Raw genomic sequence first — 24,382 nt, 5'->3', positions numbered from 1 at the left:
CGGGATTACCAGCGGTTTCCGGTGATGGATCGAGAAGGCTAAGATGTCGTTAAGTGATCAAAAAATGTCCGTTGGGAGGGTGTAGTCTGCCGGCTTGGGACGGCGTCCGCGCGTCTTCGCATAGGCGCGGGAGAAGTTCCCGGCGTCGCTGAATCCGAGCTGGAGGGCGACCATCGGCACCGGGAATCCTGCATTCAGCAAGGCTTCGGCATGCTGGAAGCGGGAGGCCTGGCGCCAGGCGCGCAGGCTCATGCCGGTCTCGGCGCTCCAGCGCCGCTGCAGCTGGCGCAGGCTCAGGCCATGCTGCGCGGCGGCAGCGGACGCCGGCAGCTTGCCCCGGGTATCGGCGGCCAGGGTGCCGGCCAGCGAACGCATTTCGGCAGAGCGCGGCCAGGGCAATCCCGGATAATTCGGCACCAGCTGCAGCAGCTTCACGGTGTCGAGCGGGTCGAAGTGGACCGGACGCAGCAGCGTGATGTGCGAAACCGCGCGGTGCAGCATGGCCTGGAAGAACTCGACCGGCAGCTGGCAGGGCATCCGGTGCTGCTGCCCGGACGGCAGAGAACCGGCTGGCAGGGACAGCGGGATCAGCAGCGAGCCCTGCTCGATCTGCAGGCGCAGGGACTGCCCGGCAGGGACCAGCATGAATTGCCCGCCCTGCAGCTGCTGGGTGCGTTCGCGTCCGGTGCCTTCCCCATGGGCCAGCTGGCAAATGCTGGCTCGTCCGCGCACCGCCCAGAGCACCAGATCCTGGTTGGCAAGGTTCATCCAGCGGGTGGTCAAGGCCGGAGGCTGGCTGGCGCTGTGCGGAAGCACGCGGTCCAACGCGCCGAGCCGTGCCTGCTGGCGCCATTGCCGGAAATTCAGTCCGGTTTCGGCGAGGAATGCGCGGCGCAAGGTCCGTTCGGACACCGCGAACTTCCGCGCATAATCGGCCAAGTGCAGCGTGCCGTGCGGATGGGCCAGCAGGTGGGCGACTACCTTCCGGGCTGCGCTGTGCCGTGGCATGGCCAGCGGAACGGGCCGGGTGGAGGAGGGGGAGGCGACGGCGAAATGCGCCAGCGTATCGAGCACCCGCTGCGCACTGGCCTGGCCCTGGTGCACGGGCGAGAGGGTCAGTAGCATCAGGTGGAACATCCACTGCGATTGGGCCGGCGGCACGTTGATCAGCCGCCACCCGTCGCCCAGCCTGTGGTTGGACGTTGTCCTGACCATGATCGACAAGGCCAGGGAGTGGGCATCATGCTCCACCTTGTGCGCAATGAACCGCGGGATCCACAGCGCTTGGCCGGCCTGCAGCAGCTGCACCGTTTCCTCGAAATGCACGCGCGCCGTCCCGTTGCTGACCCAGACCACGATGCTGTAGGTCAGATTGCATTTCCAGTTCACCACCACTGGCTGCAGGGCCGCGGCGGGCAGCCCGTCGGGTTCAGCCATGGTCAGATCCTTTGGAAGCCGGGAACGGGAACTGTGGTGTTCCCAGATTATCGTTTCCGAGGTGCGGCGCGCGCGGGGACAGCCTGGGTGCAGATGGACAACGGCGGCCCTCCTCGATGAGGAGAACCGCCGTCCAGGGGTGGGCCAGAAACTAGCCGAAGTACTTCTTCATGGTGCCCTCGGAAGCCTCGCGCAGCTCGTCCACCGATACGGTGAACTCGCCCTGGACTTCCAGGGCGCCGGACTGCGCATCGACAATGCCCATGCGGGCCACGGTGACACCGCGGGCGCTGGTCATGTCGTTGAAGCGGACCTCTTCGCTGCGTGGAACGGCAACCAAGGCGCGGGCCTGGGTCTCCGAGAACAGCGCGGTGAAGGAATCGATGCCGTCACGCTGCTTGATCTCGTCCAGGGCCACGCGGGCACCGACGCCGTAGCGCAGGACCATCTCGGACAGCGCTGCAAGCAGGCCGCCCTCGGACAGGTCGTGCGCGGCGTCGATCATGCCATCGCGGCTGGCATTGATCAGGATTGCGCCCAGTGCCTTCTCGGCTGCCAGGTCGACCTTTGGCGGCAGGCCGCCGAGGTGGCCGCGCAGGTTGGCGAACTCCGAGCCGTCCAGCTCATCGGCGGTGGTGCCGATCAGGTAGATGGCCTGGCCGTCGGCCTCTTCGCGCCAGCCCGAAGGGGTGCGGCGGGCGACGTCGTCGAACTTGCCCAGGGTCGCCACCACAGGCGTCGGGTGGATGGCCTTGTCGCCGGTCTGGTTGTACAGCGAGACATTGCCGCCGGTGACCGGTACGCCGAGCTCCATGCACGCATCGGACAGGCCGCGGATGCCCTCGGCCAGCTGCCACATGACGTCGGGGTCCTCCGGGGAACCGTAGTTCAGGCAGTCCGAAACCGCCGCAGGGATCGCACCGGAGGTGGCGACGTTGCGGTAGGACTCGGCCAGCGCCAGCTGGGCGCCGGCATACGGGTCCAGGTAGGTGTAGCGGCCGTTGGCATCGGTGGCGATGGCCACGCCGAGTCCGGTGGACTCGTCGATGCGGATCACGCCGGCATCATCCGGGGCGGCCAGCGCGGTGTTGCCGCCGACGTAGCGGTCGTACTGGTTGGTGATCCAGGACTTGTCGCACATGTTCGGGCTGGCGATCAGCTCCAGGGCGGCGGCCTTCAGCTCTTCGCCGGTAGCTGGCAGGTTGGCGCCGGCTTCCGAGGACTTGAAGGTGTCAGCCTGCAGCGCATCCTGCCACTGCGGGCGGGCATACGGGCGGTCGTAGACCGGGCCGTCGTGGGCGACGGTCTTCGGGTCCACATCCACGATGACTTCGCCATTCCAGGTGATGATCAGCCGATCGGTGTCGGTGACCTCGCCCAGCCAGGAGTACTCCACGTTCCACTTGGCCATGACGGCCTCGAACGCTTCGATGTTCTGCGGGGTGACTACGGCCATCATGCGTTCCTGGGACTCCGACATCAGGATTTCGCCCGGGGTCAGGGTGGAATCGCGCAGCAGCACGTTGGTCAGCTCGACCTGCATGCCGCCTTCGCCGTTGGAAGCCAGTTCGCTGGTGGCGCAGGAGATGCCTGCGGCGCCCAGGTCCTGGATGCCCTCGACCAGCGAGGCCTTGAACAGTTCCAGGCAGCACTCGATGAGCACCTTCTCGGCGAACGGGTCGCCCACCTGCACCGCAGGGCGCTTGGAGGGCTTGGTGTCGTCGAAGGACTCCGAGGCCAGCACCGACGCGCCGCCAATGCCGTCGCCACCGGTGCGCGCACCGAAGAGCACGACCTTGTTGCCCACGCCCGAGGCGTTGGCCAGGCGCAGATCCTCGTGGCGCAGTGCGCCCACGGCCAGTGCGTTGACCAGCGGGTTGCCCTGGTAGATCGGGTCGAAGACGGTTTCGCCGCCGATGTTCGGCAGGCCCAGCGAGTTGCCGTAGCCGCCGATGCCCGAGACCACGCCGTGCACGACGCGCTGCGAGTCCTCGTGGTCGATCGCGCCGAAACGCAGCGGATCCATCACGGCGATCGGGCGGGCGCCCATGGAGATGATGTCGCGCACGATGCCGCCGATGCCGGTAGCGGCACCCTGGTACGGCTCGACGTAGGAAGGCGAGTTGTGGGACTCGATCTTGAAGGTCACGGCCCAGCCGTCGCCCAGGTCGGTGACACCGGCGTTTTCGCCCATGCCGACCATCAGGTCCTTCTTCATTTCCGGGGTGACCTTCTGGCCGAACTGGCGCAGGTGGTTCTTGGTGGACTTGTACGAGCAGTGCTCGGACCACATGACCGAGTACATGGCCAATTCAGCGGCGGTCGGACGACGGCCCAGGATCTTCACGATCTCGGCGAACTCGTTGTCCTTCAGGCCCAGCTCTGCCCATGGCAGTTCTACATCCGGGGTGCCCGCTGCGTTATCGACGGTGTCGATATTGAATTCCTTAGTGGCTTCCTGGCTCACTTTTTGCCTCCAACAAGGTGGGTCAGAACGCTGGTGAAGAATGCCAGCCCGTCGGTGCCGCGGTGGTCCGGGCCGAAGCCGGCCTCAATGGCGTGCTCCGGGTGCGGCATCAGGCCGACAACGTTGCCGGCCTTGTTGCTCACGCCGGCGATCGAGCGGCGCGAGCCGTTCGGGTTCCAGCCCACGTAGGAGAAGGCGATGCGGTTTTCCGCTTCGAGCTCGTCCAGGACCTTCTCGTCGGCCACGTACTGGCCATCCTGGTTCTTCAGCACGATGGTGATTTCCTGGCCTGCTTCGAAGCCGTTGGTCCACGCGGTCTGGTTGTTCTCCACGCGCAGCAGCTGATCGCGGCAGATGAACTTCAGGTGGTCGTTCTTGATCATCGATCCGGGCAGCAGGTGCGACTCGGTGAGGATCTGGAAACCGTTGCAGATGCCCAGCACGGGCAGCTTGGCATCGGAGTTCGCGGCATCTGCGATCTTCGCCATCATCGGTGCGAAGCGGGAGATCGCGCCGGCGCGCAGGTAGTCGCCGTAGGAGAAGCCGCCGGGGATCACCACGGCGTCGACATCCTGCAGGTCGGTGTCGGCGTGCCACAGGGACACCGCTTCGGCACCGGCTGCGCGCACGGCGCGAGCGGCGTCGCGGTCATCGAGGGTGCCCGGGAAGGTCACCACGCCGATGCGCGCTCCGGAAAGTTCAGTGCTTGGCGTTGAATAGTCGCCAATCAGGGGAAGTTCGGCGCTCATTAGTCTTCGAATACCTCGACGTTGACGACATCTTCGATCACCGGGTTGGAAAGCAGGGTTTCTGCAGCCTCGCGAGCCTGGGCGAGGATTTCTTCGGTCACCTCGCCGTCCACGGACAGTTCAAAGCGCTTGCCCTGGCGGACAGCTTCGAAGGAGGTGAAGCCTAGGCGGGGAAGAGCTCCCGCGATGGCCTTGCCCTGAGGGTCAAGGATTTCTGGCTTGAGCATGACATCTACAACGATGCGGGGCATCCGGCATATCTCCTGTTGGCGAGGTTAAGTTAAATGCCACACGGAGATGCCGTCTCACACCAGGGGGATTTGGCGCTCCGCGAGCTTGCCTTCATAGTCTACCCGTGAATGTGATGGGGAAAACGTCCCTGTGCGCGATAGCACCGATATCCTGCGGTTTAAGTCATGTGATCTTAGGCTCACGGGTTGTCGAAGCGCGCTCGACGCGTATGCTGAAACTGTGAAAAATGCTAGTCAAACCGTCTGCACCTGCCGAGTTCTGGACACTGCGAAGCCGTCCTACGAAAACTGCTGCAAGCCCTTGCATGACGGAAGGGAAGATGGCTCCTTGCTGCCGCAGACCGCGGAGCAGCTGATGCGCTCACGCTACAGCGCCTTCGTGCTGGGGCTGTCGCAGTATTTGCTGGCGACCTGGCATGAGAGCACGAGGCCCAAGGAACTGGACGTGGATTCGCGGATGCGCTGGACCGGCTTGGAGATCATTTCAACCCGTGCTGGCGGCGCGGCGGCCTCCCGCGGGGTGGTTGAATTCGCTGCGTACTATCGCGACGGCCGGCATGAAGCGCAGCAGCATGAGGTCAGCACCTTCGTGAAGCAGGACGGCGCCTGGTTCTACCTCGACGCCCTCTAGGATTCAGCGCTTGGCTGCAGCCTGCAGCATGGTCAGCATCTGGCTCTGCTGGCGTTCACGCGCTAGCTTGAATGCATCAGAACCGGAGTGGTCCTCCAAATGCGGGTCCGCCCCGTTGATAATCAGCAAACGCGCGATGGTGATGGCATTGGCGGTGCCCTGGCCCAGGACAATGGTTTCGTGCAGGGCCGTCCAGCCCAGGTCATTAACCTGGTCTACCGGGATATCGGTGCGGAGCAACTGGCGCACGGCCTGAACCCGGCCATTCTCGCTGGCGACGGTCAAAGCGGTCCCGCCCATGCGATTCACCGCCGTGAGGTCGGCCCCGCCGTCAATGAGAAGCTTCAGCGTTTCAACCTGGCCATTGGCGCTCGCGCGCAGGAACGGCGACTCGTAGAAGTCGTCCTTCTTGTCGGGATCCGAGCCTGCTTCGAAGAGGGTCTTGGCGATGGCAGGGTTCTTGTTGATGACTGCACGCATCAGCGCGGTGCGACCGGCCTCGTCCTGCGCGTCGAGGTCAGCTCCATCCTTGAGCGCCGCCTTGACGTCCTTCAGCTTGCCTCGATTCACTGCAGCGAACAGCTGCGTGGTGGCCTTGGACATTTCGGCCGCTGAACTGGGAAGCGCCTTGATGGAGGCACCAGTGTTGGCACCCGAGGCCAGGGGCGACAGCGATGTCTTGGAGCTTTCGGGCTTGGCCGGAGTGCCGGCGGGCTGCTTGGCTGAATTGCTCGGAGTCGTGGTGGGAGCAGTGGCATTGTTCCCGGTTGGAGCCGGAAGCGGGACGCTGGAGCTTGCTGCGGCCTTGCTCGGAGCGGGCAGGGATTTTTCGGTGGCACTGCTGGAAGACGGGGCGGGAACCGGGGTGGAAGAAACTTCATGAGCCTGGGGTGAAGAAGCGGCGCAACTCGTGCAGGCGCCGATCACGGCAGCAAGGGGGAGTGCAAGCAATGCAATGCCACGGCGATGCGTGGATAGCCCGGTATGAAGTGCCATCTGTCCTTTCGCGGTTAAACAACCCTTCCCCGTATGGCTTTCGCATCATGCAGGGATTCTGCTCAGTAACTTTTGATCAATTGCGAGCTTAGCGGCCAAAGCTGAAAATTTGCGGTCAATCAGCGCCAAGATTTCTCTGTGCTCGGTGCCGGCCGATCTTCGCTAAAATCATAAGCACCATGGAATGCCTTTACTTTTCTGCCTCCCGTTGCCGCTCATGCACCTTGATGACGGTGCCTTACGCCCAGCAACTGCAATCTAAGGTAGCGGATTGCCAGCAGCTGCTGGCCGGCTTCCCAGGCCTGGAATTCCTTCCGCCCCAAGCCAGTAGCGAACAGGGCTTCCGCAACAAAGCCAAAATGGTCATTTCCGGAACCACCGGCCAGCCGACCATCGGCATCCTGGATGCCGACGGCCACGGTGTCGATCTGCGCAACTGCGGAGTCATCGCAGCACCGCTACGTGCCGTATTCCCGGTCATCGAGCAGTTCATTCATGATCTGAAGCTCATTCCCTACGACGTTCCCAAGCGCAAGGGCGAACTCAAGCATGTGATTCTCACCCTGTCGGATACCGGTTCGGTGATGGTCCGTTGGGTATTGCGCACCAAGAAGCATTTTGTGGCACTGCGTGATTCGCTGCCGCAATTCCTTGAGCAGCTTCCACGCCACAGCGTGGTGTCGGTGAACTTCTTGCCTGAGCACAAGGCAGTGCTGGAAGGCGAAGAAGAAATCATTCTTACCCGCCGAACCACCTTGGAATTCGGGCTGAACGGCGTACCGATGCACCTGCGCCCCCAGGGCTTCTTCCAGACCAACAGCGAGATCGCTGCCGCCTTGTACCGGCAGGCCCGCCAATGGATCAACGATGCCAACCCCGAAAGCGTTTGGGATCTGTACAGCGGGGTGGGTGGTTTCGCACTGCATTGCGCTACCGAGGACCGTACCGTGTACGGCATCGAGACCAGCGGGGAAGCCGTTGAATCGGCAAAGACCAGCGCCAAGACCATGGAGCTGGATGACATCCATTTCAGGGTCCAAGACGCAACCGAATTCGCGCTGGGTGCCGGCTGGGCGCCAGAGGCGGTAATCGTGAATCCTCCGCGCCGCGGTATCTCCGCAGAGCTATCGAAGTGGCTGAACGAGTCCGATGTCCAGCACATCATTTACTCCAGCTGCAACGCGAAGTCACTGGCCAGGGACCTGGAGCGTTTGGAGAACTACGCTCCGCAGCAGGCTCGCGTCATGGACATGTTCCCGCAGACCAGCCACTACGAAGTCATCGTGAAGCTGGAGCGCAAGGCCGCCTAGCGATCCAGGGTTGCGGTGCGTCGGTCAAGGCGGCCGACAATCTCGTCAACGATGTGCGGGTCGATATTCGGTTCGCGGCGGGCCTTGAGCAGCTCGTCGCGGGCGGCTTCCAGGGCGATGGCCTGGATCGAATCGGCCTTGGCGATCACCGCGCGAATCTGCGTGTACTTTTCGTCCGAGATCGCATCGTGCGGATCCGGGTCCTTGGCCAGGATGGTATGCAGCGAGTTCATGCGCCGGCGCACTGCCTGCTGGTAATTCTCCGGCAGCTCTTCGAGCTGCACGTTCTTGCGCAGCGCCGCCAGTGCGACAGCCTCGGCGCGACGGGCCAGGGCCCGGCGGGCACGCTTGGCATCTTGCTCGTTGTTGCGCAGCTTCAGCACGCGCATCAGCGCTGGCAAGGTCAGGCCCGGGAGCACCAAAGTGCACAGCAAGACGGAGCAAGCGGCGACCACCACGAAGTTGCGTCCCTCGATGGCCGATCCATCCGCTGCGACCTTGGGCAGTGCCAGGGCCAAGGCCAAAGTCGCCAGCCCGCGCATGCCGCACCAAGTGAGCACCAGCGCATCCTTGCGCGCAGGAATCTTGGGCTTGCTGCGGTTGGGCAGGTAGTAGGTTCCCAGCATCCACAGCGCACGCACTGCGATGACCACGAAGCAGATCGCGGCGATGCCCGGGATGAAGCCGATCAGGTTGCTGCCTTCCTCCTGGATCACCTGGTTCATCTCGATGCCCATCAAGCCGAAAGCCAGGCCGGTGGCCAGCAGCTCGAGCACTTCCCAGAAGGATTGCCGGGTTAGGCGTTCGGCAGAGTCCTGGGGGCGGTCCCGCCGCACCATTTCAAGGGCCGTCACCACCACTGCGATGACCCCTGAAATATGCAGCTCCTCCGCAATCATGTAGACCGCATAAGGTGCCACCAAGGTGGCCGCGCAACGCGCTGCCAGGTTGGGAACGAAGCGGTTCAAGGCGCCGATGGCCCAGCCCATGGCCAGACCCAGGACTACCGCCCCTGCGGCACCGAGCAGGAACTGCGGAATGATTTCGAGTCCGACTTCCGAGCCATTCAGGGTTGCCTGGACGGCCAGCTGGAAGATCACGATGGCCATTGCGTCGTTGAACAGGCCCTCGGTTTCCAGCAGGGACGTCAGGCGCCGCGGCATTTTCACCTTGGTGGCAATTGCATCCACCGCGACCGGGTCAGGCGGGGCCACTACTGCGCCCAACGCCAATGCCAGCGGAATGGAAGCGATGGGGGAGAAGGCCAGCGCGGTAGCGGCCACGGTGCCTGCTGTCACCACGATGAGCACCACGGCCAGCCGGATCAGGGCCTTCCAGCGGAAGCGGAACACCGACCAACTGCTGCGCTGGGCCGTAGCGAAAAGCAAAGGCGGCAAGAAGATCGGCAGGATCAGCTCGGGCTCAATATGCATTTCGGGCATGAACGGCAAGAAACCTGCCAGCGTCGCGAAAATCAGCATCAAGATCGGGTAGGGCAATTTAATGCGTTCCCCGATGCCGACAATCAGGATCGTGGCGAATAGCAGCGCGATAACCAGCAGGAAAAACTCCATAGTCTTACTATTCTAGTTTCTCCGCGCAGTTATTCAGGGGTTATCGACTCATGTTTTCACGGAACCGAGTAGAAACGAGGCGGCATCCCAACGATCGATGGCGCAGCCGTTATGCCGGGAAAAGCTCGTATTCACCGTCTCGCCGTGCAGGGTTCCGCTTATTTCGGCCCGTTGCGGTCCACCGTATATTTCGGTGCAGATTTCCTGGGGATCAACTTCTCCGGCAATGGCACCGGGTTCAAGCTCGAGCTGCAAGCAAGCTTTGGATGCGTTCGGCAATGTGCTGGATTCAGCGGCTTGTTCGCCGGTGCATTCCAGGGAGTACTGCTGTGAAATTTCGCTGCCGTCATCGCGAATGGTGATTTCCAATTGGGTCTGCGGCCCCTGTCCGATGCTGGTGGCGCAGGAAGCCAGCGAGAGGCTCACGCAGCCGAGCGCGATACCGGCCGGAATCAGGCGAAGGCCCCGTGCAGTAACCATGGATCAATCTTGCCTGCGGCCGCGAATAAGTTCTAGTCTTCCGGGAAGATTGGCAGGTTGTTGGCGACTTCCAGCAATTGATTGCGCAGCGAGTCGGCACGCTGGGCAAATTCCTTTTGCAATCTCACGTACGCGGCCTTGCCCTCGGGAGTTTCAATGCGGATGGGTTCATGGCCCCAATCGCCCAGATCATAGGGGGACGCCTGCATATCCATGGTGCGAATGTCCCAGGCGAGCTCGAAGCAGTCCATGACCAAGTCGCTTGGCACCGCAGGGGAGAGCTTATAGGCCCACTTGTACAGATCCATGTTGGCGTGCAGGCAACCGGGCTGTTCCAGGTCGCGCTGGGTTTCCCTGGTCGGCTGCAGCTCGTTGAGCTCGATCGCCTGGGGAGTGTAGAAGCGGAATGCATCGAAGTGGGTGCAACGGATCTTGTGTGTTTCCACCACTTCGTCGGTTCCCTGCGCACCCAAGCGCAGCGGGAGGTATTCATGGCGGATGCCGTTGGCCTCGGATTTGTAGGCCATCGCCCATTCATGCAGGCCGAAGCAGGAGAAGTTTCCTGGCCGCTGCGCGGTGCCGGCCAGAATGATGCGGGCAAACTCGATGGCCCGGGCACGCGCCTTGCCGAATGCCTCCGCATCGAAGTGGTATCCCGTACCGTGGCCGGTTTGGACTCTGCGGTAGAACTTCCACTCGCCGCGTTCTTGGGCCGCGTCTCCGGCTAGAACCACGTTCATCCCTGGATGCCAGCGGTAGAGCTGGCCCGGCTTTTGCGTGTAATAGGTGAACAGGAAGTCCTCGATGGGATGCTTCTTGCCCTTCATCCGCCGTTCCACGAAAGGTTCGCCAAAGGCCCGAGCCCGTGCTTCATGCTCAGCGGCATGCGGCATCCACTGCGAGGGTTCCAAAATGGCGGCGGTCAGAGGCATACTTCTAATTATTCAATTCATGGGCCGATGAAACCAGTTTGGTACGCCAACTCACACTTCTCGCAAAGGGGTACGCCATGGAAATCCTGCCTCCCTGGGAACCGCCAATGAGCGGCTCCGACCAGCAGCATCTGTTCGGGATGCTTGACAGGCTGCGCGCCACTTTCAGATACAAGGCCGACGGGCTGGACATCGAACAGCTGGCAACCAAGTTGCCCAGCAGCCAGCTCAGCCTGGGCGGATTGCTCCAGCATCTTGCCCTTGTCGAAGATGAGAAATTCACCTACTTCATTGCCGGGCAACGACCTGAAGTCCTCCTTGGGTTCACTGCCAACGGGCGCGAGCACTTCGTGGTTGATCTGGAAGAGGATCCGGAGAATCTTTATCAACGCTACGACCGGGCCGTGGCCAAAAGCCGAGGAATCCAGCAGTCCGTTATCGAGGAAAGGAAGCTGGACACGGGCTCGGGGTTGGCCTTCGCAGGCAAGCATGCGTCGATACGCAGAATCATCTGCGACCTGATTGAAGAGTATGGGCGGCATGCAGGGCATGCGGATCTCTTGCGTGAAGCCATCGATGGGCGGGTGGGCGAGGATCCTCCCTTCGACTATCTTCCTGCATGGTATGCCTAGCTTTCTGGTTGCATTGGCAGCCGCTTCGGGCAACAGCCGGTCCGTTAGTTGTCCGCAATCAAGCTCTGTCCAGAAGTTCTTGTTCCTGCTCCAAGTCTGCCGGGATAGCGTGCTGCAGGAAACCGAGGGATTCATTGCGGCGCCGGACCAGACATTGCGACGGAATCCAGCAATTTCCCATCCTCGGGAACCGGCCTGCCTGAAGCCTCTAGGATGGGGCCATGAACACTGAGCGCTCCAGCCAACTTCCGGCATCTGCATCCGTTGTCTTTGACTGGTTCTCGCGACCCGGGGCCATGCAGCGGCTCTTGCCACCGTGGCTTCCGCTGAAGGTCATTGAAGAAGCCGGTTCGCTGAAGGACGGGACGGCCGTGCTGGGCCTTCCCGGCGGAGTGCTGTGGAATGCCAAGCACCAGCCTGAGGGGTTCGCGGAGAACCGCAGTTTCGTCGACCAGCTTGAACCCGAAGGGGTTCGCGGCCTTCCTGCCCGGGTGGTGCAGTGGCGGCATGAGCATTACTTCGAGCCCGCGGGCGCACAGTGCACGACCGTGGGTGACTGCATCCAGTCGAATATGCCAGGACGGCAGATCGAATCGATGCTTGCATACCGCCACCGCCAGCTGGCAGACGATTTTGCCGCACACCAGCGGGCGGCGCAGGCCGGGTTGAAGCCGCTGGTGATAGCGCTGACCGGTTCAAGCGGATTAGTCGGACAGGCTTTGTGCGCCTTCTTGTCCACCGGCGGGCACCGGGTCGTCAAGCTCGTGCGGCACGAGCCGGAATCGGCAAGCGAACGGCGCTGGAATCCGCTGGATCCTGACCCGGGCCTGCTCGATGGCTGCGACGCGGTCATCCATTTGGCCGGAGCCAGCATCTTCGGCCGGTTCAGCCAAGCGCATCGGCAGGCAATTCTCTCCAGCCGCATCGAACCGACCCGATCCCTTGCCCTGCTGGCGTCACGTTCAGGTGTCCGGACCTTCATCAGCGCTTCGGCCATCGGATTCTACGGTGCTTCAGCCGGACCGCACCCATTGGACGAGACCGATTCCCCGCGGGCCGGGACTCCGGATTTCCTGGCTGACGTGGTGGACCGCTGGGAACGTGCGGCGAATGCCGGGGACAGCGGCATGCGCCGGGTGCAGATCAGGACCGGTATCGTGCTGAGCCCCAAAGGCGGGATGCTCGCCGTTTTGCGTCCTGTATTCTCCGCAGGCCTGGGCGGTCCCCTTGCAGGGGGAAAGCAGATGCTTTCGTGGATCGGGCTTGATGACCTGCTGGACATCTACCATCGCGCGCTCTGGGATTCGCAATTGGCAGGTCCGGTCAATGCGGTGGCACCGCAGCCGGTGAGCAACGCCGAATTCACCAGGGCCTTGGCGCGCGCAGTGCGGCGGCCTGCCATCATTCCGGTTCCTGCCGCGGCTCCCAAATTGCTGCTGGGAGCCGAAGGGTCCCACCTTCTGGCCATGGCCGATCAGAAAATTGTCCCGCGCAAATTGCTCGATGCCGGTCATCAGTTCCGCAATGAGCGCATTGAGCTGGAACTGGCTCATAGCCTGGGCCGTCGTTAGGAATCGGCGACGCCCGCTGGTGATTCGGAGGCAAAGCAATTATTGTTAGCTTGGCTAGATAAAAGCTAATCTAGGTAATTGCTTGCGACTGCTTGCTCCGGGGGATTTTGCCCATGGCGGCAGTTGCCCGAGAAGAAAGCGTGGAGGATCCCGATGGGAAACATGCAGGTAGCGCCGTTTGATGCAGTTGTGCTGATGTCCTTTGGCGGGCCGGAAAAGCCCGAAGATGTCCTGCCTTTCCTGCAAAACGTTACCCGGGGACGAGGGATTCCGGACGAGCGCCTTGAAGAGGTGGGCGAGCACTACTACATGTTCGGCGGAAAATCTCCGATCAATGAGCAGAACCAGGCTTTGCAGCAAGCCGTTCAAGAGGAATTTGCAGCCCGCGGCATCGATACGCCGCTGCTTTGGGGGAATCGGAATTGGGAACCGTACCTCACCGAAGTGGTCGGAAACCATGCGCGCAGGCACGGCTCGAGAAGGTTCCTGGCCATCGATACGTCGGCCTACTCCTCATATTCCTCGTGCCGGCAATACCGGGAGGATTTCGCCGGAACTGTGGCGGCACTGCAAGAAGAGGGCCTCGAGGTGGTGATCGATAAAGTCCGGCAGTACTACAATCATCCGGGATTCGCTCGTGCGCAGTTGGACTGCGTGCGGAAGGGATTGAAGGAATTCAAGCAGCTCGTCGGCGGCCTGGACCGCAACCGGCACAAGATCCTATATGTCACCCATTCGATCCCTACTGCGATGCAAGAATCATCGCAGAAGTTCACCGCCGGCTACCAGCGGCAGCATGAGGAGCTCATAGCCTGGATTGGCGGGGAACTAGCTGGTGAGGAGCAGCTGGATGCCGAACTGGTGTACTGCTCCCGTTCTGGATCCATGCACACTCCCTGGCTGGAACCGGATATCAATGACCGCATGCGCGAGCTTGCGGAAACTGGAACTGAGGGCGTTCTGGTTGTACCCCTCGGATTCGTTTCGGACCACATGGAGGTCAAATTCGATCTGGATACCGAGGCGGCAGATACCGCGCGCGAGTTGGGGATGGCGTTTCTCCGTGCCGGCAGTGTTGGCACCTCACCGTCGTTTGTCAGCGGCTTGGTCGATCTGGTCCTGGAACGGGCAGCGCAAGTGCGTGGCGAGCAGCCGGAGTCATCGACCATCGCCGGAAGCAAAGCGCTGGGCCCGGGCAGTGGCGCCTGCTCCCTGAATTGCTGTGAAGGCGCTACTAGTAGAAATACTGTTCCGAATTGGCGCGCCGGCGTGCCTGCAAGCTAGGCCGGCAGCCGGCTGGTGGCTGATCCCGGGAATCCTTTTTCGGCCGGCCATCACGGTTGGCCGACGAACCAGCTAAGCTGGGCCGATTGCGGCTAGATGCCGGAATCCGTGCGATCCGGATGCGGGAACCGGATGGAGCTTTGGGGACTTCGATGAATGAGTCCTGTCCACCGGTCCGTATTCACTGCGCGCGTGGCCAGCGGACACTTGCGGCAAGGAGCAGTGGCGTCCTAAGTGCTTTCATCGTCAAAAGGGGCTGGGCCGGAGGGTGCTGGCGGTGATGATGAACTCTTGGTCTCGGGTCCCCTTGAGCGGGCAGAATCCGGGAATCCTTGGGCAGGCGGCTCTTCGAGTTGATCTCGCAGCGCTTCGCTGATGATCCTTCGAGGATCATATTGCCGCGGATCGAACTTCTTCAGATCCATGTCCGCGAAATCCTCGCCAAGCTCCTCGCGGAGTTGTTCCTGGGCACCAGAGGCGAGTCTGCGCAACTCGAGAGTCAGCGTGGCTAGTTTCCTTGCGTAGTCCGGCAATTTTTCAGGTCCGAGCAGCACGGCCGCCAAAATGGCCAGCACGATGAATTCATTGCCATTGATGCCTGCAATGCTCACTGTGAATCACCTCGCTGCAAGGGACGCGGTCAAACGGAATTGGCAGGTGCAGCCCAACCGGAATACGAAGGCCAACAGCCGCGGGCAAACGGAGATTCGCCTGGCAGCCATCGCGGCATGTCAGGATGTTCCGGTGGCGCGGCCCGCCCTTGGGGCCGGCTCAGCCGCAGAGTTTCTGGTCTGCTTTGCGGCTGTTCACCTTGACGGGCTGCTTTTCTGGCCGCTCCAGGTTTTGGTAATCCTGGCCCAGGATCAATTCGATGCTTTCGACATCGGCGACTGTTGCCTTGATATCGAGATCGACTGCCTTGGCGAATGCGTCGGCTGTTTTCTTGGCTGCATCAGTATCCGGAATCAGCAGCTGCGTTTGCGCCTGCAAGGACGCCGCGGTAGTGATTGAAGTGACGGTGAAGCCTTGCTCCGTGGCTTCGTTGGCGAATTTGCCGGCCAGTCCGCTCACTCGCGCTGCGTTGGCTATGCTGACAGGCAGCTGCCGGGCGGAGGCTTTCGCCGTGGCAGCTTCTCCTGCATCGGATTCGGAGCCGGATTCGGAGTCGGAATCCGGATTCACCTGGATGTCTTGCTTGATGCGTTCAAAGATGAGGGTCGCGTCCGGAGCCGGGACCACCCGGTTGGCGTTTGATGGTGCAGGCTGGGTCGGCATGGTCATGAAGGTGATCTTGTCCGTGGGAACGTCCTTGACCCGCGCAGCCAATCCTGCAAGTTCCGGTAGCGAACTCAGTTCCGGGTCGACGGTCATCGAGGAGGTAATCGCGTCAAGGAAAGAGTAGAGCCGGTCCGGGCGTGCGAGAACTTCCTTGCTGGTGGCACGCTGGACTATAGCGGACATGACCTTCTGCTGGTTTCCGAGCCGAGCGAGGTCGCTGCCATCGCCAACGGCATGGCGGGTTCTGGCCAGGGCAAGCGCATCGGTTCCGTCCAGCTCCTGCAGCCCGGCTGGAAGATCCAGGTTTGCTTTCGGATCGGTCATTGGCTGGGCCAGGCACACGCTGACCCCGTCGAGTGCGTCGATGATTGAAATGAATCCCTCGAAATCCACCTCAATGAAGTGGTTCAGGTGAACCCCGGTGAGCGCTTCCACCGCGGCGACAGAGCATGCGGGACCGTAATTCAGCGCAGAATTGATCATGCCGTATCCTCCGGCATAAGTGCCGGACCCGGTATCCGCGCAGGCCGGGCGCTGCAAGACGGTATCGCGTGGGATCTGGACCGCCTCGATGCGCTCGTTGCCTGGCGACAAGTGGACAAGCAGCATGGAATCGCTGCGCCGGGAGCCGTTATCCGCCCCGAAGCCGGTGGAGCTGAAATCCCGGCTATCGGAACCGAGCACCAGCAGATTCAGGCCTTCGCTGGAGTCCGGGACATCCGCTTCAGAAGCCCTGAGCGCCGAGACGGAAATATTCCCCTGCAGGCGCAGGAAAGCAATGCTGGTCGGCACAACTACTGCCAGCACCAGCGCCGCTGCAATGATGGCAGCTACCCGGCGCCGCGACCGTTTGGAACTACGCCTGGCAGAGTACGGTGTTCGTTGGGAATTCACGATCTTGCTCTCCTTGGTAGGACCATGGCCGGATTACCCATCAAGCTGACCACGTGGAACGCCGCTGGAACCAATAGCATGGATGATTAGAGCCATGCATGCAGCGCATGAAAGGCCGATTTCGCGCGCAGGTTCAGGAGAGCGGAAACCGCCTGGAGATCTCTGTCTCAGAGGTATTCGAGGAATTCGCCCAGCGCCGGATTGCGGTATTCTTCGCGGCGGTAGATGACGCCCAGGGGCCTGCTGGCTGGCAAGCTCAGCGGGACCTGCTTGCCGCCGAAGATCACGGCGGTGCTGGCCATGATTCGTGGAACCAAGGTGATGCCGCCGGCGGCGATGCTCAGATGGACCAATGCGTCGCGTTGCGTTGTGGTGATGAGCCGCGGAGCGGTGGCCTTCAAGCTCCGGTAAACTTCGTCGGTGATCTTGCGAATCGAGGTGCCCTGGGGGAGGGTGGCCAGAGTCAGGGAATTGAGCAATTCTGTGCTTAGCCCAGTGTCCGGGTCCACCTCGGTATCCTCGGATACGACGGCCGAGAATTGCTGATCGCGCAGGGATTTGCCGATGAGGTCCGCGGGGATGCGCTCGTTCACGCCAAAAGCCACATCGGCACGATTCAGGCGAAGCGCGTCGGCAAGCTGCTCGTCGTCCTCCACGCTCAGGATCTCTATCCGGACACCGGGGTGCTGGCGATGGAAGGGGCCGATGTACTCGGGCATGATTCCTCCAACCAGGGAGGGCAACCCCGCGATGCGCAGGGATCCGGTGGCCAATGCACGCGTGGAGGAGGCGATGGTTCCGATCGCGGCGACTTCACGCAGTGCGCGGCGGCCGGCAGGAATGATGCTCCGGCCAACCTCGGTCAGCACCATGTCCCTTCCAGCGGCCCGGAACACGGGCATGCCAAGAGTGCGCTCCAACGCGCTAATGCGCCGGGACAAGGAGGGCTGGGAGATGCCAAGGATATCCGCGGCGGCGGTGAAGGAACCATAGTCCACAATCATGACAACCGCTTCGAGCTGGGCCAGGGAGATGCTGTTGTCCAGAGGTTCTCTTTCCATGCGCTGGAACCTTCCTTTGCGTCGGGAGAAGACGGTCGAATTCGCGGTGTGGCCCAGTGGCGTGTCCATCTGGTCCAGGGGAAGCACGCGCTGTGCACGTCTTGCCCTGCCTCCAGTTTTTCACGGGAAACTGTGCTTGCTGAACCGGCGCCCTGTGCAGATGGTCAATGGCTGGCGGGAAGAAGCAATTGGGTGCTCGAATAGCTGGATGCGGCAGCCTCCGGCGGGCTGCCAACAGGGTCGAGTTGGGGTTAAACACCGGACTCCGTGCCACCCGCTTGGAAATGTCCGGGTGGCACGGAGCCTGGCTGACGACGGACCTTTGGTCCTGGGGCGTTAGCCCATGTGGATGACACCAAGGAGCATGCCCGAAGCGAGCATGACCAAGGAGACCACCAACGCACGCCACAGCACCTTCTTGTGGTGATCGCCCAAGTCCACACGAGAGAGCGACACCAGCAGCAAGATGGCTGGAACGAGCGGAGACTGCATGTGCACTGGCTGTCCGGTGATGGAGGCGCGAGCCATATCCACCGCTGGTACACCGAAATGCGCGCCGGCTTCGGCGAGAACTGGCAAGACACCGAAGTAGAAGGCGTCATTGCTCATCAGGAAGGTAGCTGGAATCGAAATCAGCCCGGTCAGTACTGCCATGTATGGACCCATGGAGGTAGGAATGACATCCACCAGCCACTGGCTCATGGCATCAACCATGCCGGTGCCGGAGAGCACGCCGGTGAGCACTGCCGCGGCGAGCACCATGGAGACCACGGCAATGATTTCGCTGGAGTGCGCGGCGATCATCTTCACCTGGTCGGAGACCTTGGGGAAGTTGACGATCAAGGCGATCGCGGTACCCACCATGAACAGGTAGGGCAACGGAGTGACATCGACTACCAGCAGCACCATGATGGCGACGGTCAGTGCCAGGTTGAAGTAGAAGGTCTTGGGTCGCAGGGTCTCGCGATCCGGATCCAGGACGGTACCGTCCAAGGTGGAAGCTTCGGTGCCATCGCCCTTGCGAGCCACGGATTCCAGTACGGCCAGGTTGCCTCCGGCAGGGGAAGTGCCAGCAGGGCTCTTTCCTCCGGTTGGGGTGGAAACGTTGCCGCCACCGAGTTCGGTGCCCCAGATTTCCGGACGCTCGCGCTGCAAGCGGCGGCGTTCGGATACGCCCATCTGCCATGCGAACAGGGCAATGACAATGAGGGAAATTCCCAGCGCAGGGAGCATCGGCACGAAGATTTCCGAGGCGTCAACGCCTAGTGCCGCTGCCGCGCGGGCCGTTGGGCCGCCCCAGGGAACGATGTTCAGCGTGCCATTGGTCAGGCCTGCAACGCAGGTCAGGACCACTGGGCTCATGCCCAGGCGCTGGTAGATCGGCAGCAGTGCCGCGGTAACCACAATGAAGGTGGTCGAGCCATCGCCATCGAGGGAAATTACGCCGGTGAGCAGCGAAGTGCCCATGACGACCTTGGCGGGGTCGTTGCCCACTAGCTTCTGGATGCCGGAGACCAATCGGTCGAACAAGCCGACGTCGATCATGATGCCGAAGTACATGATGGCGAACATCAGCAGGGCTGCGGTACTGGACATGTCCTTGACCGCGTCCATGACCATGTCGCCAAGACCGAATCCAGCACCGGTGAACAAGCCGAAGATGGTTGGAACCAGAATCAATGCCAGCAGCGGCGTCATGCGTTTTGTCATGATCAGCACCATGAAGGTGGCGACCATGAGGAATCCGAGTACAACGAGCATTGACCCGACCTCCATTTCAGTGTGAGTGAATCCTTAGTCCCCACAAGCTAGGAGGGGCACCCATTCAAGGTACGTGTCGGTGCTCACTTTGCGCGTCTTGTGCTTATTGTTGAAACCTTAAGTTCTTTGCCAACTTTTTGCTCATTAAAATCACGAGAGTGGAAAGATGGGTTTATGCTGGGTGGCATGTTCCGTTCTGGCGCCGGCACCCGGCATTTCGCATCACGCATCATGCGGCTTCAATTCCTGGTCGTAGGTGTGCTGATTGTTCTCGTTACTGCCGGAACGCTTTTCGCCAGCTATGACCGCGTCTATTCGAAAGCCGAAGATACCTCGCTGACCATAGCTCGTTCGGTGGCCGTCTTGCCGGAAGTAGTTGAGCAGGTCTCGCACTATGCAAAGCTGGACGAGCTGGATGCCAAGGCGCTCGCCGATGGAAAACTGCAGCAACTGGCTAACGCTGTCATTGGGCAAGAGCCAGCGCTCTTCGTGGTGATTACCGAGGACCGCGGACTGCGCTTGAGCCATCCGAATCCCGAGGAACTGGGCCAAATGGTCTCTACTGACCCGGTGGCGCTGGAAGGCATTGAAGCGGTCTCCCGGGAACACGGAACCCTTGGTGAATCGGTGCGCGCCAAGGTCCCGGTCTACAGTACCGCGGGTGCGGTCATCGGAGAGGTTTCCGTGGGCGTGACCACTGACTCCTTGACTGGGGCGCTGCTTGAGTCCTTCGCCTGGATTGTATTGTTTGCGGCGATTTGCGCAGCCTTGGCAGTGCTTGCCGGACGAGTCACCGTACGCCGTTTGAAGCGCCAGACCCTCGGGCTGGAACCGGCCGAAATTGCCCAGCTTGTCAGGGACCAGCAGGCCGTGCTCTACGGTGTTACCGAAGGTGTCATGGGCATTGGCGCCGATAGCCGAATTACCGTGCGCAACAGGGCCGCCAGGCAATTGCTGGGACTGCCGCACCGCACCGAATTGGAGGACGTGGTCGGCCGCCACTTTGAATCCGCTGGTTTGGATCACCGGCTGGTCAGGGCGATCAAGGAATGCGACCCGGCACCGGTGCGCTTTGCGGCCAATGGCAACTCGCTCATAGCCCGCGTGACCAAGGTCGACCGTGACGGAGTGGACCTCGGACTGGTCGTGCTGCTCCATGATGTCACCACCCTTGAAGCGTTGGGAACCAAACTCGATGCAGTCCAGGACATGGCCGATGCGCTGCGCGCCCAGCGCCATGAATTCGCCAACCGGATGCACGCAGTCCTCGGGCTGATCAACTTGGGCAAGATCGAACAGGCAGAAGACTACCTGCGTGAGGTGATGGAATCCGGGCCGAAGATCGCTCGGGTTCCCGGGCTGGAGGCCATCCAGGACGCTTACCTCTCGGCTTTTATTTCGGCGAAGGCGGTGCGCGCCCACGAACAAGGCATAGAACTGAGAGTGTCTGCCCAATCCATGCTTTTCGGACACATCGCCTCGGCCCACGATGCCCAAGACGCCACCGCAGTCCTGGGGAATCTGCTGGATAACGCCTTCACGGCAGCTCTTTGCACAGATGCAGAACCCTGGGTAGAAATCGACTTGCTCTCCGAAGGGAACACCTTGCACATCGCCGTGGCCGATTCTGGACCCGGCATTACCACCGACGAGGATATCTTCGCCCGGGACGTCAGCACCGGGTCCCATCTGGGTGGCGATCATGGCCATGGCGTCGGATTGCCGCTGATCAGACGGCTCGCCCAAGCCCGCAGCGGGGACGTCTGGATAGCGGACCGCGGGACGGATGGTTCCGGGGCAGTTATCGCAGCAAGATTGCCGGCGGTACTGGTGGAGCCAGCCAATACGGAAAACGACGAGATTGAAGGAGCGCAACATTGAGCGAGAATTCCAGCGGCAACTACCGGGTGCTAATTGTCGATGACGATTTCCGGGTAGGAGAGCTGCACGCTGAGATGGTCAACGCCATCCCCGGGTTCCAGGCCCTGGAGCCTGTGCAGGATCCGCGTGTTGTGCCCCAAATGGTGCAGAGCCTGAAACCTGATTTGGTATTGCTGGATCTCTACCTGCCGCATGTCAGTGGAATCGAGCTGTTGAAAGAACTCGATGTTGATGCGATCATGATTTCCGCGGCGATTGAACCGAAGAATATTGACAAAGCGCTGCGCTCGGGCGCACTGGCGTTCATCATCAAGCCCTTTGAGGCCAAGACCCTGGCCGCCAAGCTCAAAGGCTGGGCTCGCTATCGTCGCCAATTGACCGGGACCGCGGAGTTCAACCAGCAGGGCGTGGACCGGTTGTACCGGGCGCTTCAAGGGGGCGAAGAAACCAACGCATCGGTGGGTGCCGCCCCCACCGAGCAGGCAGTTCTTTCCTGCGTCAAGGATGCTACCGAACCCATGAGCGTCGCCGAGGTCGCGGAGGCAATTGGGGTTGCCCGTGCGACAGCGCAACGGTATTTGGCGGCGCTGGTGGCCAATGAATCCCTGGAGCTGCAGCTTGGATACGGAACTCGTGGCCGTCCCGAGCACCGTTACGTGGCACGCTAGCGGCTTGGCCTCCTAGGTTGCGTCCCAGACCTTTCGGTAGAACGACGCCTTCCGCTCATCGGGTTCGATTCCGTACCCGGCGTAGACATGTTGTTCGAAACCAGGCCCGTAATTCCACTCGGTGCTCCATGCGGCAACGGCGAGATCCGCCCAGCGGTCTCCAAGACCCAATTTCCCCATATCCACATGCGCGCTGAAATCATGGCTATCGGTGATGATCGTGTTGGGCAGGCAAGCATCGCCATGGCAGGCCACAAGATCAAGCTCCGGGATTTCAGCCAGCAAAGCAGCTTGCTCCTGGTCAGGCAGGTGCTGGATGCGGGATTCCAGATCCCAGCTGAAGGGGCACTGGTCGACCGGCAGCCGATCGTGCAGGTGGCGCAGACCGGCGCCCACTGCATACGCGGATCGCGCCGGATCGCTTTTGCCAAGCTCGCTGACTGCACTGTGCCCGGGCAATGCTGCCGTGACGAGCAGCTGGCCGTCAGCATATTGACCGCAGCTGAGCACTTCGGGGACTCTGATGAATTCTCCCGCCCACCGCATGCGCAGGGCTTCAGCCAGGAGATCGCCGTCCTCTTCGGGAGGGCATCCCGGCGACCACTTGGCGAAGCGCATCGGCTCGCCCTGCCCAAGCCGGTATGTTATCCCGCCAAATGCGTTCTGCCAGATACCCTCGATTTCCGCCTGGCCGGCTGCAGTGCGCACAGCTGGAGGAACTGGGTGGCCAGCCGACGGCGGGCCAGAAATGACTTGAGGTGAACTCATTTTTCTAGTCTGCCAGTAATGGGCGTGCTTTGGAGTTCAGGATCTCTGGATTCGTGGTGTGGACTGGACACGAACGATTTCTCTTGGTGTTCATCTGGGCTCAAGGAAATGGCTGATCAAGTCGTGAACACTGAATCACATGAATAATATTTCGCGACGCAAATTGCTCACCGGCGCCATTGGCGCAGGTGCTTTGACCTTGGTTGGGCCCACTGGAACAGCGCTGGCTTCCAGCAGTCCCCGACTCGTGCGTTCCCGCCTGGGATTGACCAGCGGATTTTCCATGGGGGATGTCTCTGCCAGCAATGCCGTACTCTGGGCTCGCAGCTCCGGGGAAGGCCGCTTGCGCGCGCAGCTGCGTGCGGTGGACGAAGCGGGGGAAATCATCCGCGGCCGTGGATCCTTCGCCAAGACTTTGCGCGGTGCCTACGCCCGCGAGGCCACTGACTTCACTGCAAAGATCAATGCCGAGCATCTGCCTGCCGGTACCCGTTTCGCGGTCAGCATCGGTTTCGAGGACGATAACGGCACCCTTGGCGAGACTCAGAACGGCTGGTTCAGCACCGCACCGGCGTTGACCGGTCGCCGCAACCACGACGCCTCCCGTGCCCAGAGTTTTGTGTGGTCCGGCGACACCGCTGGCCAGGGCTGGGGCATCAACGAAGAAATCGGTGGCATGCGCGCCTACGCGGCCATGCATGCAACCAAGCCGGACTTCTTCGTGCACAGCGGCGACACCATCTACGCCGACGGCCCGATTGCCGCAGAAGTTGTGGAACCGGACGGCCAGATCTGGCGCAACTTGGTCACCGAGGAAGTCTCCAAGGTGGCCGAAACCCTGGCCGAGTACCGTGGGCGGCACCGCTACAACCTGATGGACCGCAACGTGCGTGCCATGTATTCCGAGGTTCCGGTGATTGCCCAGTGGGATGACCACGAGACCCATAATAACTGGTGGCCGGGTGAGGTCATCGAAGATGAGCGCTACACGGTGCGCGATATCAACACCCTTGCCGCCCGCGGCCGCCAGGCCTGGCAGGAATACCAGCCGATCGCCGACCCGCGCGCCATGCGCGCAGGCACCGGATTCGAGGCAGCACGCATCTACCGCAAAATCTCGCGTGGTCCAGCAATGGACCTGTTCGCATTGGACATGCGCAGCTACAAGTCCGAGAACACCGCCGGAATGGAAGAGAAGTCCACTTCAATTCTCGGCGAAGAGCAGCTGAATTGGCTAGTCGATTCCTTGGCCAAGTCCAAGGCAACCTGGAAAGTCATTCTCAACGACCTGCCGCTGGGCATCATTGTTCCGGACGGCAAGGCGCAGGAATCAATTTCCAACGCAGACCACGGCGCACCACTAGGCCGCGAGCTGGAACTTGCCCGCCTGCTCAAGGCCATTAAGGACCGCGGCATCAAGAATGTCGTCTTCCTGACCGCGGATGTGCACTATTGCGCGGCGCACCACTACTCTCCAGAGCGTGCAGCCTTCAGCGAGTTCAATGAGTTCTGGGAATTCGTGGCCGGTCCAGTCAATGCCGGTTCCTTCGGGCCGAACCAAATGGATGGCACTTTCGGACCACGCGTGGACTTCTCGCTGGCTGGCAGCACCAACCAGTCGCCGCGCGATGGCAAGGGCCAGTTCTTCGGCCACGTCGACCTCGATGAGCAGGACCTGTTCACCGTCACGCTGCGCAATGGCTTGGGCGAAATCGTCTACACCAAGACGCTGGAACCGAATAAATAGCAGTTAATTG

21 protein-coding genes are annotated in these 24,382 nt (G+C 61.6%); 8 read left to right on the top strand and 13 right to left on the bottom strand.

Features of this window, described 5'->3' with window-relative positions:
• Positions 1–57: 57 nt before the first annotated feature.
• The 4 genes from AAZQ98_RS12035 to purS all read right to left on the bottom strand — a co-directional run bounded on the left by AAZQ98_RS12035 (position 58) and on the right by purS (position 4,904).
• Positions 58–1,437 carry a helix-turn-helix domain-containing protein gene (locus AAZQ98_RS12035; protein WP_434692564.1) on the bottom strand — a complete coding sequence of 460 codons (1,380 nt, stop codon included), beginning with the start codon at positions 1,435–1,437 and terminating at the stop codon, positions 58–60.
• Between the two features lie 151 nt (positions 1,438–1,588).
• Positions 1,589–3,904, bottom strand: coding sequence for a phosphoribosylformylglycinamidine synthase subunit PurL (gene purL, locus AAZQ98_RS12030; protein WP_434692561.1), 2,316 nt, complete (start codon positions 3,902–3,904; stop codon positions 1,589–1,591).
• Complete coding sequence (gene purQ / locus AAZQ98_RS12025) at positions 3,901–4,653, bottom strand: phosphoribosylformylglycinamidine synthase subunit PurQ (RefSeq protein ID WP_102598680.1); 753 nt, start codon at positions 4,651–4,653, stop codon at positions 3,901–3,903. Before purQ ends, purL begins: the two co-directional genes overlap by 4 nt.
• Positions 4,653–4,904 carry a phosphoribosylformylglycinamidine synthase subunit PurS gene (gene purS / locus AAZQ98_RS12020; RefSeq protein ID WP_102598679.1) on the bottom strand — a complete coding sequence of 84 codons (252 nt, stop codon included), beginning with the start codon at positions 4,902–4,904 and terminating at the stop codon, positions 4,653–4,655. Before purS ends, purQ begins: the two co-directional genes overlap by 1 nt.
• Before the next feature lie 301 nt (positions 4,905–5,205).
• On the opposite strand from purS, the gene AAZQ98_RS12015 reads away from it, so the two are divergent.
• A complete protein-coding gene (locus tag AAZQ98_RS12015; protein WP_434692557.1) occupies positions 5,206–5,535 on the top strand; it encodes a YchJ family protein in 330 nt (109 codons plus the stop codon).
• 3 nt (positions 5,536–5,538) lie between these two features.
• Here the strand turns inward: AAZQ98_RS12015 and AAZQ98_RS12010 are convergent, their stop codons facing one another.
• A complete protein-coding gene (locus AAZQ98_RS12010) occupies positions 5,539–6,531 on the bottom strand; it encodes an ankyrin repeat domain-containing protein (protein ID WP_388024565.1) in 993 nt (330 codons plus the stop codon).
• A gap of 179 nt (positions 6,532–6,710) precedes the next feature.
• Between AAZQ98_RS12010 and AAZQ98_RS12005 the strand changes: the two genes are divergently transcribed.
• Complete coding sequence (locus AAZQ98_RS12005; protein WP_105657980.1) at positions 6,711–7,841, top strand: methyltransferase domain-containing protein; 1,131 nt, start codon at positions 6,711–6,713, stop codon at positions 7,839–7,841.
• On the opposite strand, the gene AAZQ98_RS12000 is transcribed toward AAZQ98_RS12005, so the two are convergent.
• The 3 genes from AAZQ98_RS12000 to AAZQ98_RS11990 are packed head-to-tail and all read right to left on the bottom strand — an operon-like array spanning position 7,838 to position 10,827.
• The gene (locus AAZQ98_RS12000; RefSeq protein WP_434692556.1) at positions 7,838–9,415 is read right to left on the bottom strand and encodes a cation:proton antiporter; all 1,578 of its coding nucleotides are present in this window, start codon (positions 9,413–9,415) and stop codon (positions 7,838–7,840) included. The genes AAZQ98_RS12005 and AAZQ98_RS12000 overlap by 4 nt on opposite strands.
• 48 nt (positions 9,416–9,463) lie before the next feature.
• Positions 9,464–9,895 (bottom strand): hypothetical protein, encoded by a 432-nt coding sequence (locus tag AAZQ98_RS11995; RefSeq protein ID WP_105657982.1) that lies wholly within the window; start codon positions 9,893–9,895, stop codon positions 9,464–9,466.
• A gap of 32 nt (positions 9,896–9,927) precedes the next feature.
• Complete coding sequence (locus tag AAZQ98_RS11990) at positions 9,928–10,827, bottom strand: 3-methyladenine DNA glycosylase (protein ID WP_105657983.1); 900 nt, start codon at positions 10,825–10,827, stop codon at positions 9,928–9,930.
• 77 nt (positions 10,828–10,904) lie between these two features.
• On the opposite strand from AAZQ98_RS11990, the gene AAZQ98_RS11985 reads away from it, so the two are divergent.
• From AAZQ98_RS11985 to AAZQ98_RS11975, 3 genes are all read left to right on the top strand, one after another.
• Positions 10,905–11,459, top strand: coding sequence for a DinB family protein (locus tag AAZQ98_RS11985; RefSeq protein ID WP_434692553.1), 555 nt, complete (start codon positions 10,905–10,907; stop codon positions 11,457–11,459).
• Positions 11,460–11,680: 221 nt separating this feature from the next.
• The gene (locus AAZQ98_RS11980) at positions 11,681–13,030 is read left to right on the top strand and encodes a TIGR01777 family oxidoreductase (RefSeq protein ID WP_434692551.1); all 1,350 of its coding nucleotides are present in this window, start codon (positions 11,681–11,683) and stop codon (positions 13,028–13,030) included.
• A 153-nt stretch (positions 13,031–13,183) separates the two neighbouring features.
• Positions 13,184–14,314: a ferrochelatase gene (locus tag AAZQ98_RS11975; protein ID WP_133834340.1), complete on the top strand. Its 1,131-nt coding sequence runs from the start codon at positions 13,184–13,186 to the stop codon at positions 14,312–14,314.
• A gap of 230 nt (positions 14,315–14,544) precedes the next feature.
• Here the strand turns inward: AAZQ98_RS11975 and AAZQ98_RS11970 are convergent, their stop codons facing one another.
• From AAZQ98_RS11970 to AAZQ98_RS11955, 4 genes are all read right to left on the bottom strand, one after another.
• Positions 14,545–14,925 (bottom strand): Sec-independent protein translocase TatB, encoded by a 381-nt coding sequence (locus tag AAZQ98_RS11970; RefSeq protein ID WP_353653990.1) that lies wholly within the window; start codon positions 14,923–14,925, stop codon positions 14,545–14,547.
• 160 nt (positions 14,926–15,085) lie between these two features.
• Positions 15,086–16,486, bottom strand: coding sequence for an LCP family protein (locus AAZQ98_RS11965; protein WP_434692549.1), 1,401 nt, complete (start codon positions 16,484–16,486; stop codon positions 15,086–15,088).
• Between the two features lie 167 nt (positions 16,487–16,653).
• Positions 16,654–17,547 carry a LysR family transcriptional regulator gene (locus tag AAZQ98_RS11960; protein WP_434692546.1) on the bottom strand — a complete coding sequence of 298 codons (894 nt, stop codon included), beginning with the start codon at positions 17,545–17,547 and terminating at the stop codon, positions 16,654–16,656.
• Positions 17,548–17,883: 336 nt separating this feature from the next.
• Entirely contained in the window at positions 17,884–19,308 is a 1,425-nt protein-coding gene (locus tag AAZQ98_RS11955) for a CitMHS family transporter (RefSeq protein ID WP_105657989.1), read from the bottom strand.
• Between the two features lie 186 nt (positions 19,309–19,494).
• Between AAZQ98_RS11955 and AAZQ98_RS11950 the strand changes: the two genes are divergently transcribed.
• The gene (locus AAZQ98_RS11950; RefSeq protein WP_434692542.1) at positions 19,495–21,189 is read left to right on the top strand and encodes an ATP-binding protein; all 1,695 of its coding nucleotides are present in this window, start codon (positions 19,495–19,497) and stop codon (positions 21,187–21,189) included.
• Positions 21,186–21,857 (top strand): response regulator, encoded by a 672-nt coding sequence (locus tag AAZQ98_RS11945; RefSeq protein ID WP_434692540.1) that lies wholly within the window; start codon positions 21,186–21,188, stop codon positions 21,855–21,857. Before AAZQ98_RS11950 ends, AAZQ98_RS11945 begins: the two co-directional genes overlap by 4 nt.
• A gap of 12 nt (positions 21,858–21,869) precedes the next feature.
• On the opposite strand, the gene AAZQ98_RS11940 is transcribed toward AAZQ98_RS11945, so the two are convergent.
• Positions 21,870–22,565 carry an aminoglycoside 3'-phosphotransferase gene (locus tag AAZQ98_RS11940; protein WP_286172250.1) on the bottom strand — a complete coding sequence of 232 codons (696 nt, stop codon included), beginning with the start codon at positions 22,563–22,565 and terminating at the stop codon, positions 21,870–21,872.
• 199 nt (positions 22,566–22,764) lie between these two features.
• On the opposite strand from AAZQ98_RS11940, the gene AAZQ98_RS11935 reads away from it, so the two are divergent.
• A complete protein-coding gene (locus tag AAZQ98_RS11935; RefSeq protein ID WP_388024550.1) occupies positions 22,765–24,372 on the top strand; it encodes an alkaline phosphatase D family protein in 1,608 nt (535 codons plus the stop codon).
• The last annotated feature ends 10 nt before the right edge of the window (positions 24,373–24,382 follow it).

The sequence above is a fragment of the Glutamicibacter sp. Je.9.36 genome, assembly GCF_051129975.1.
Lineage (GTDB): Bacteria > Actinomycetota > Actinomycetes > Actinomycetales > Micrococcaceae > Glutamicibacter.
The sequence above is the reverse complement of the archived record's forward strand: the minus strand, read 5'-3'. Positions and strand labels throughout refer to the sequence as shown.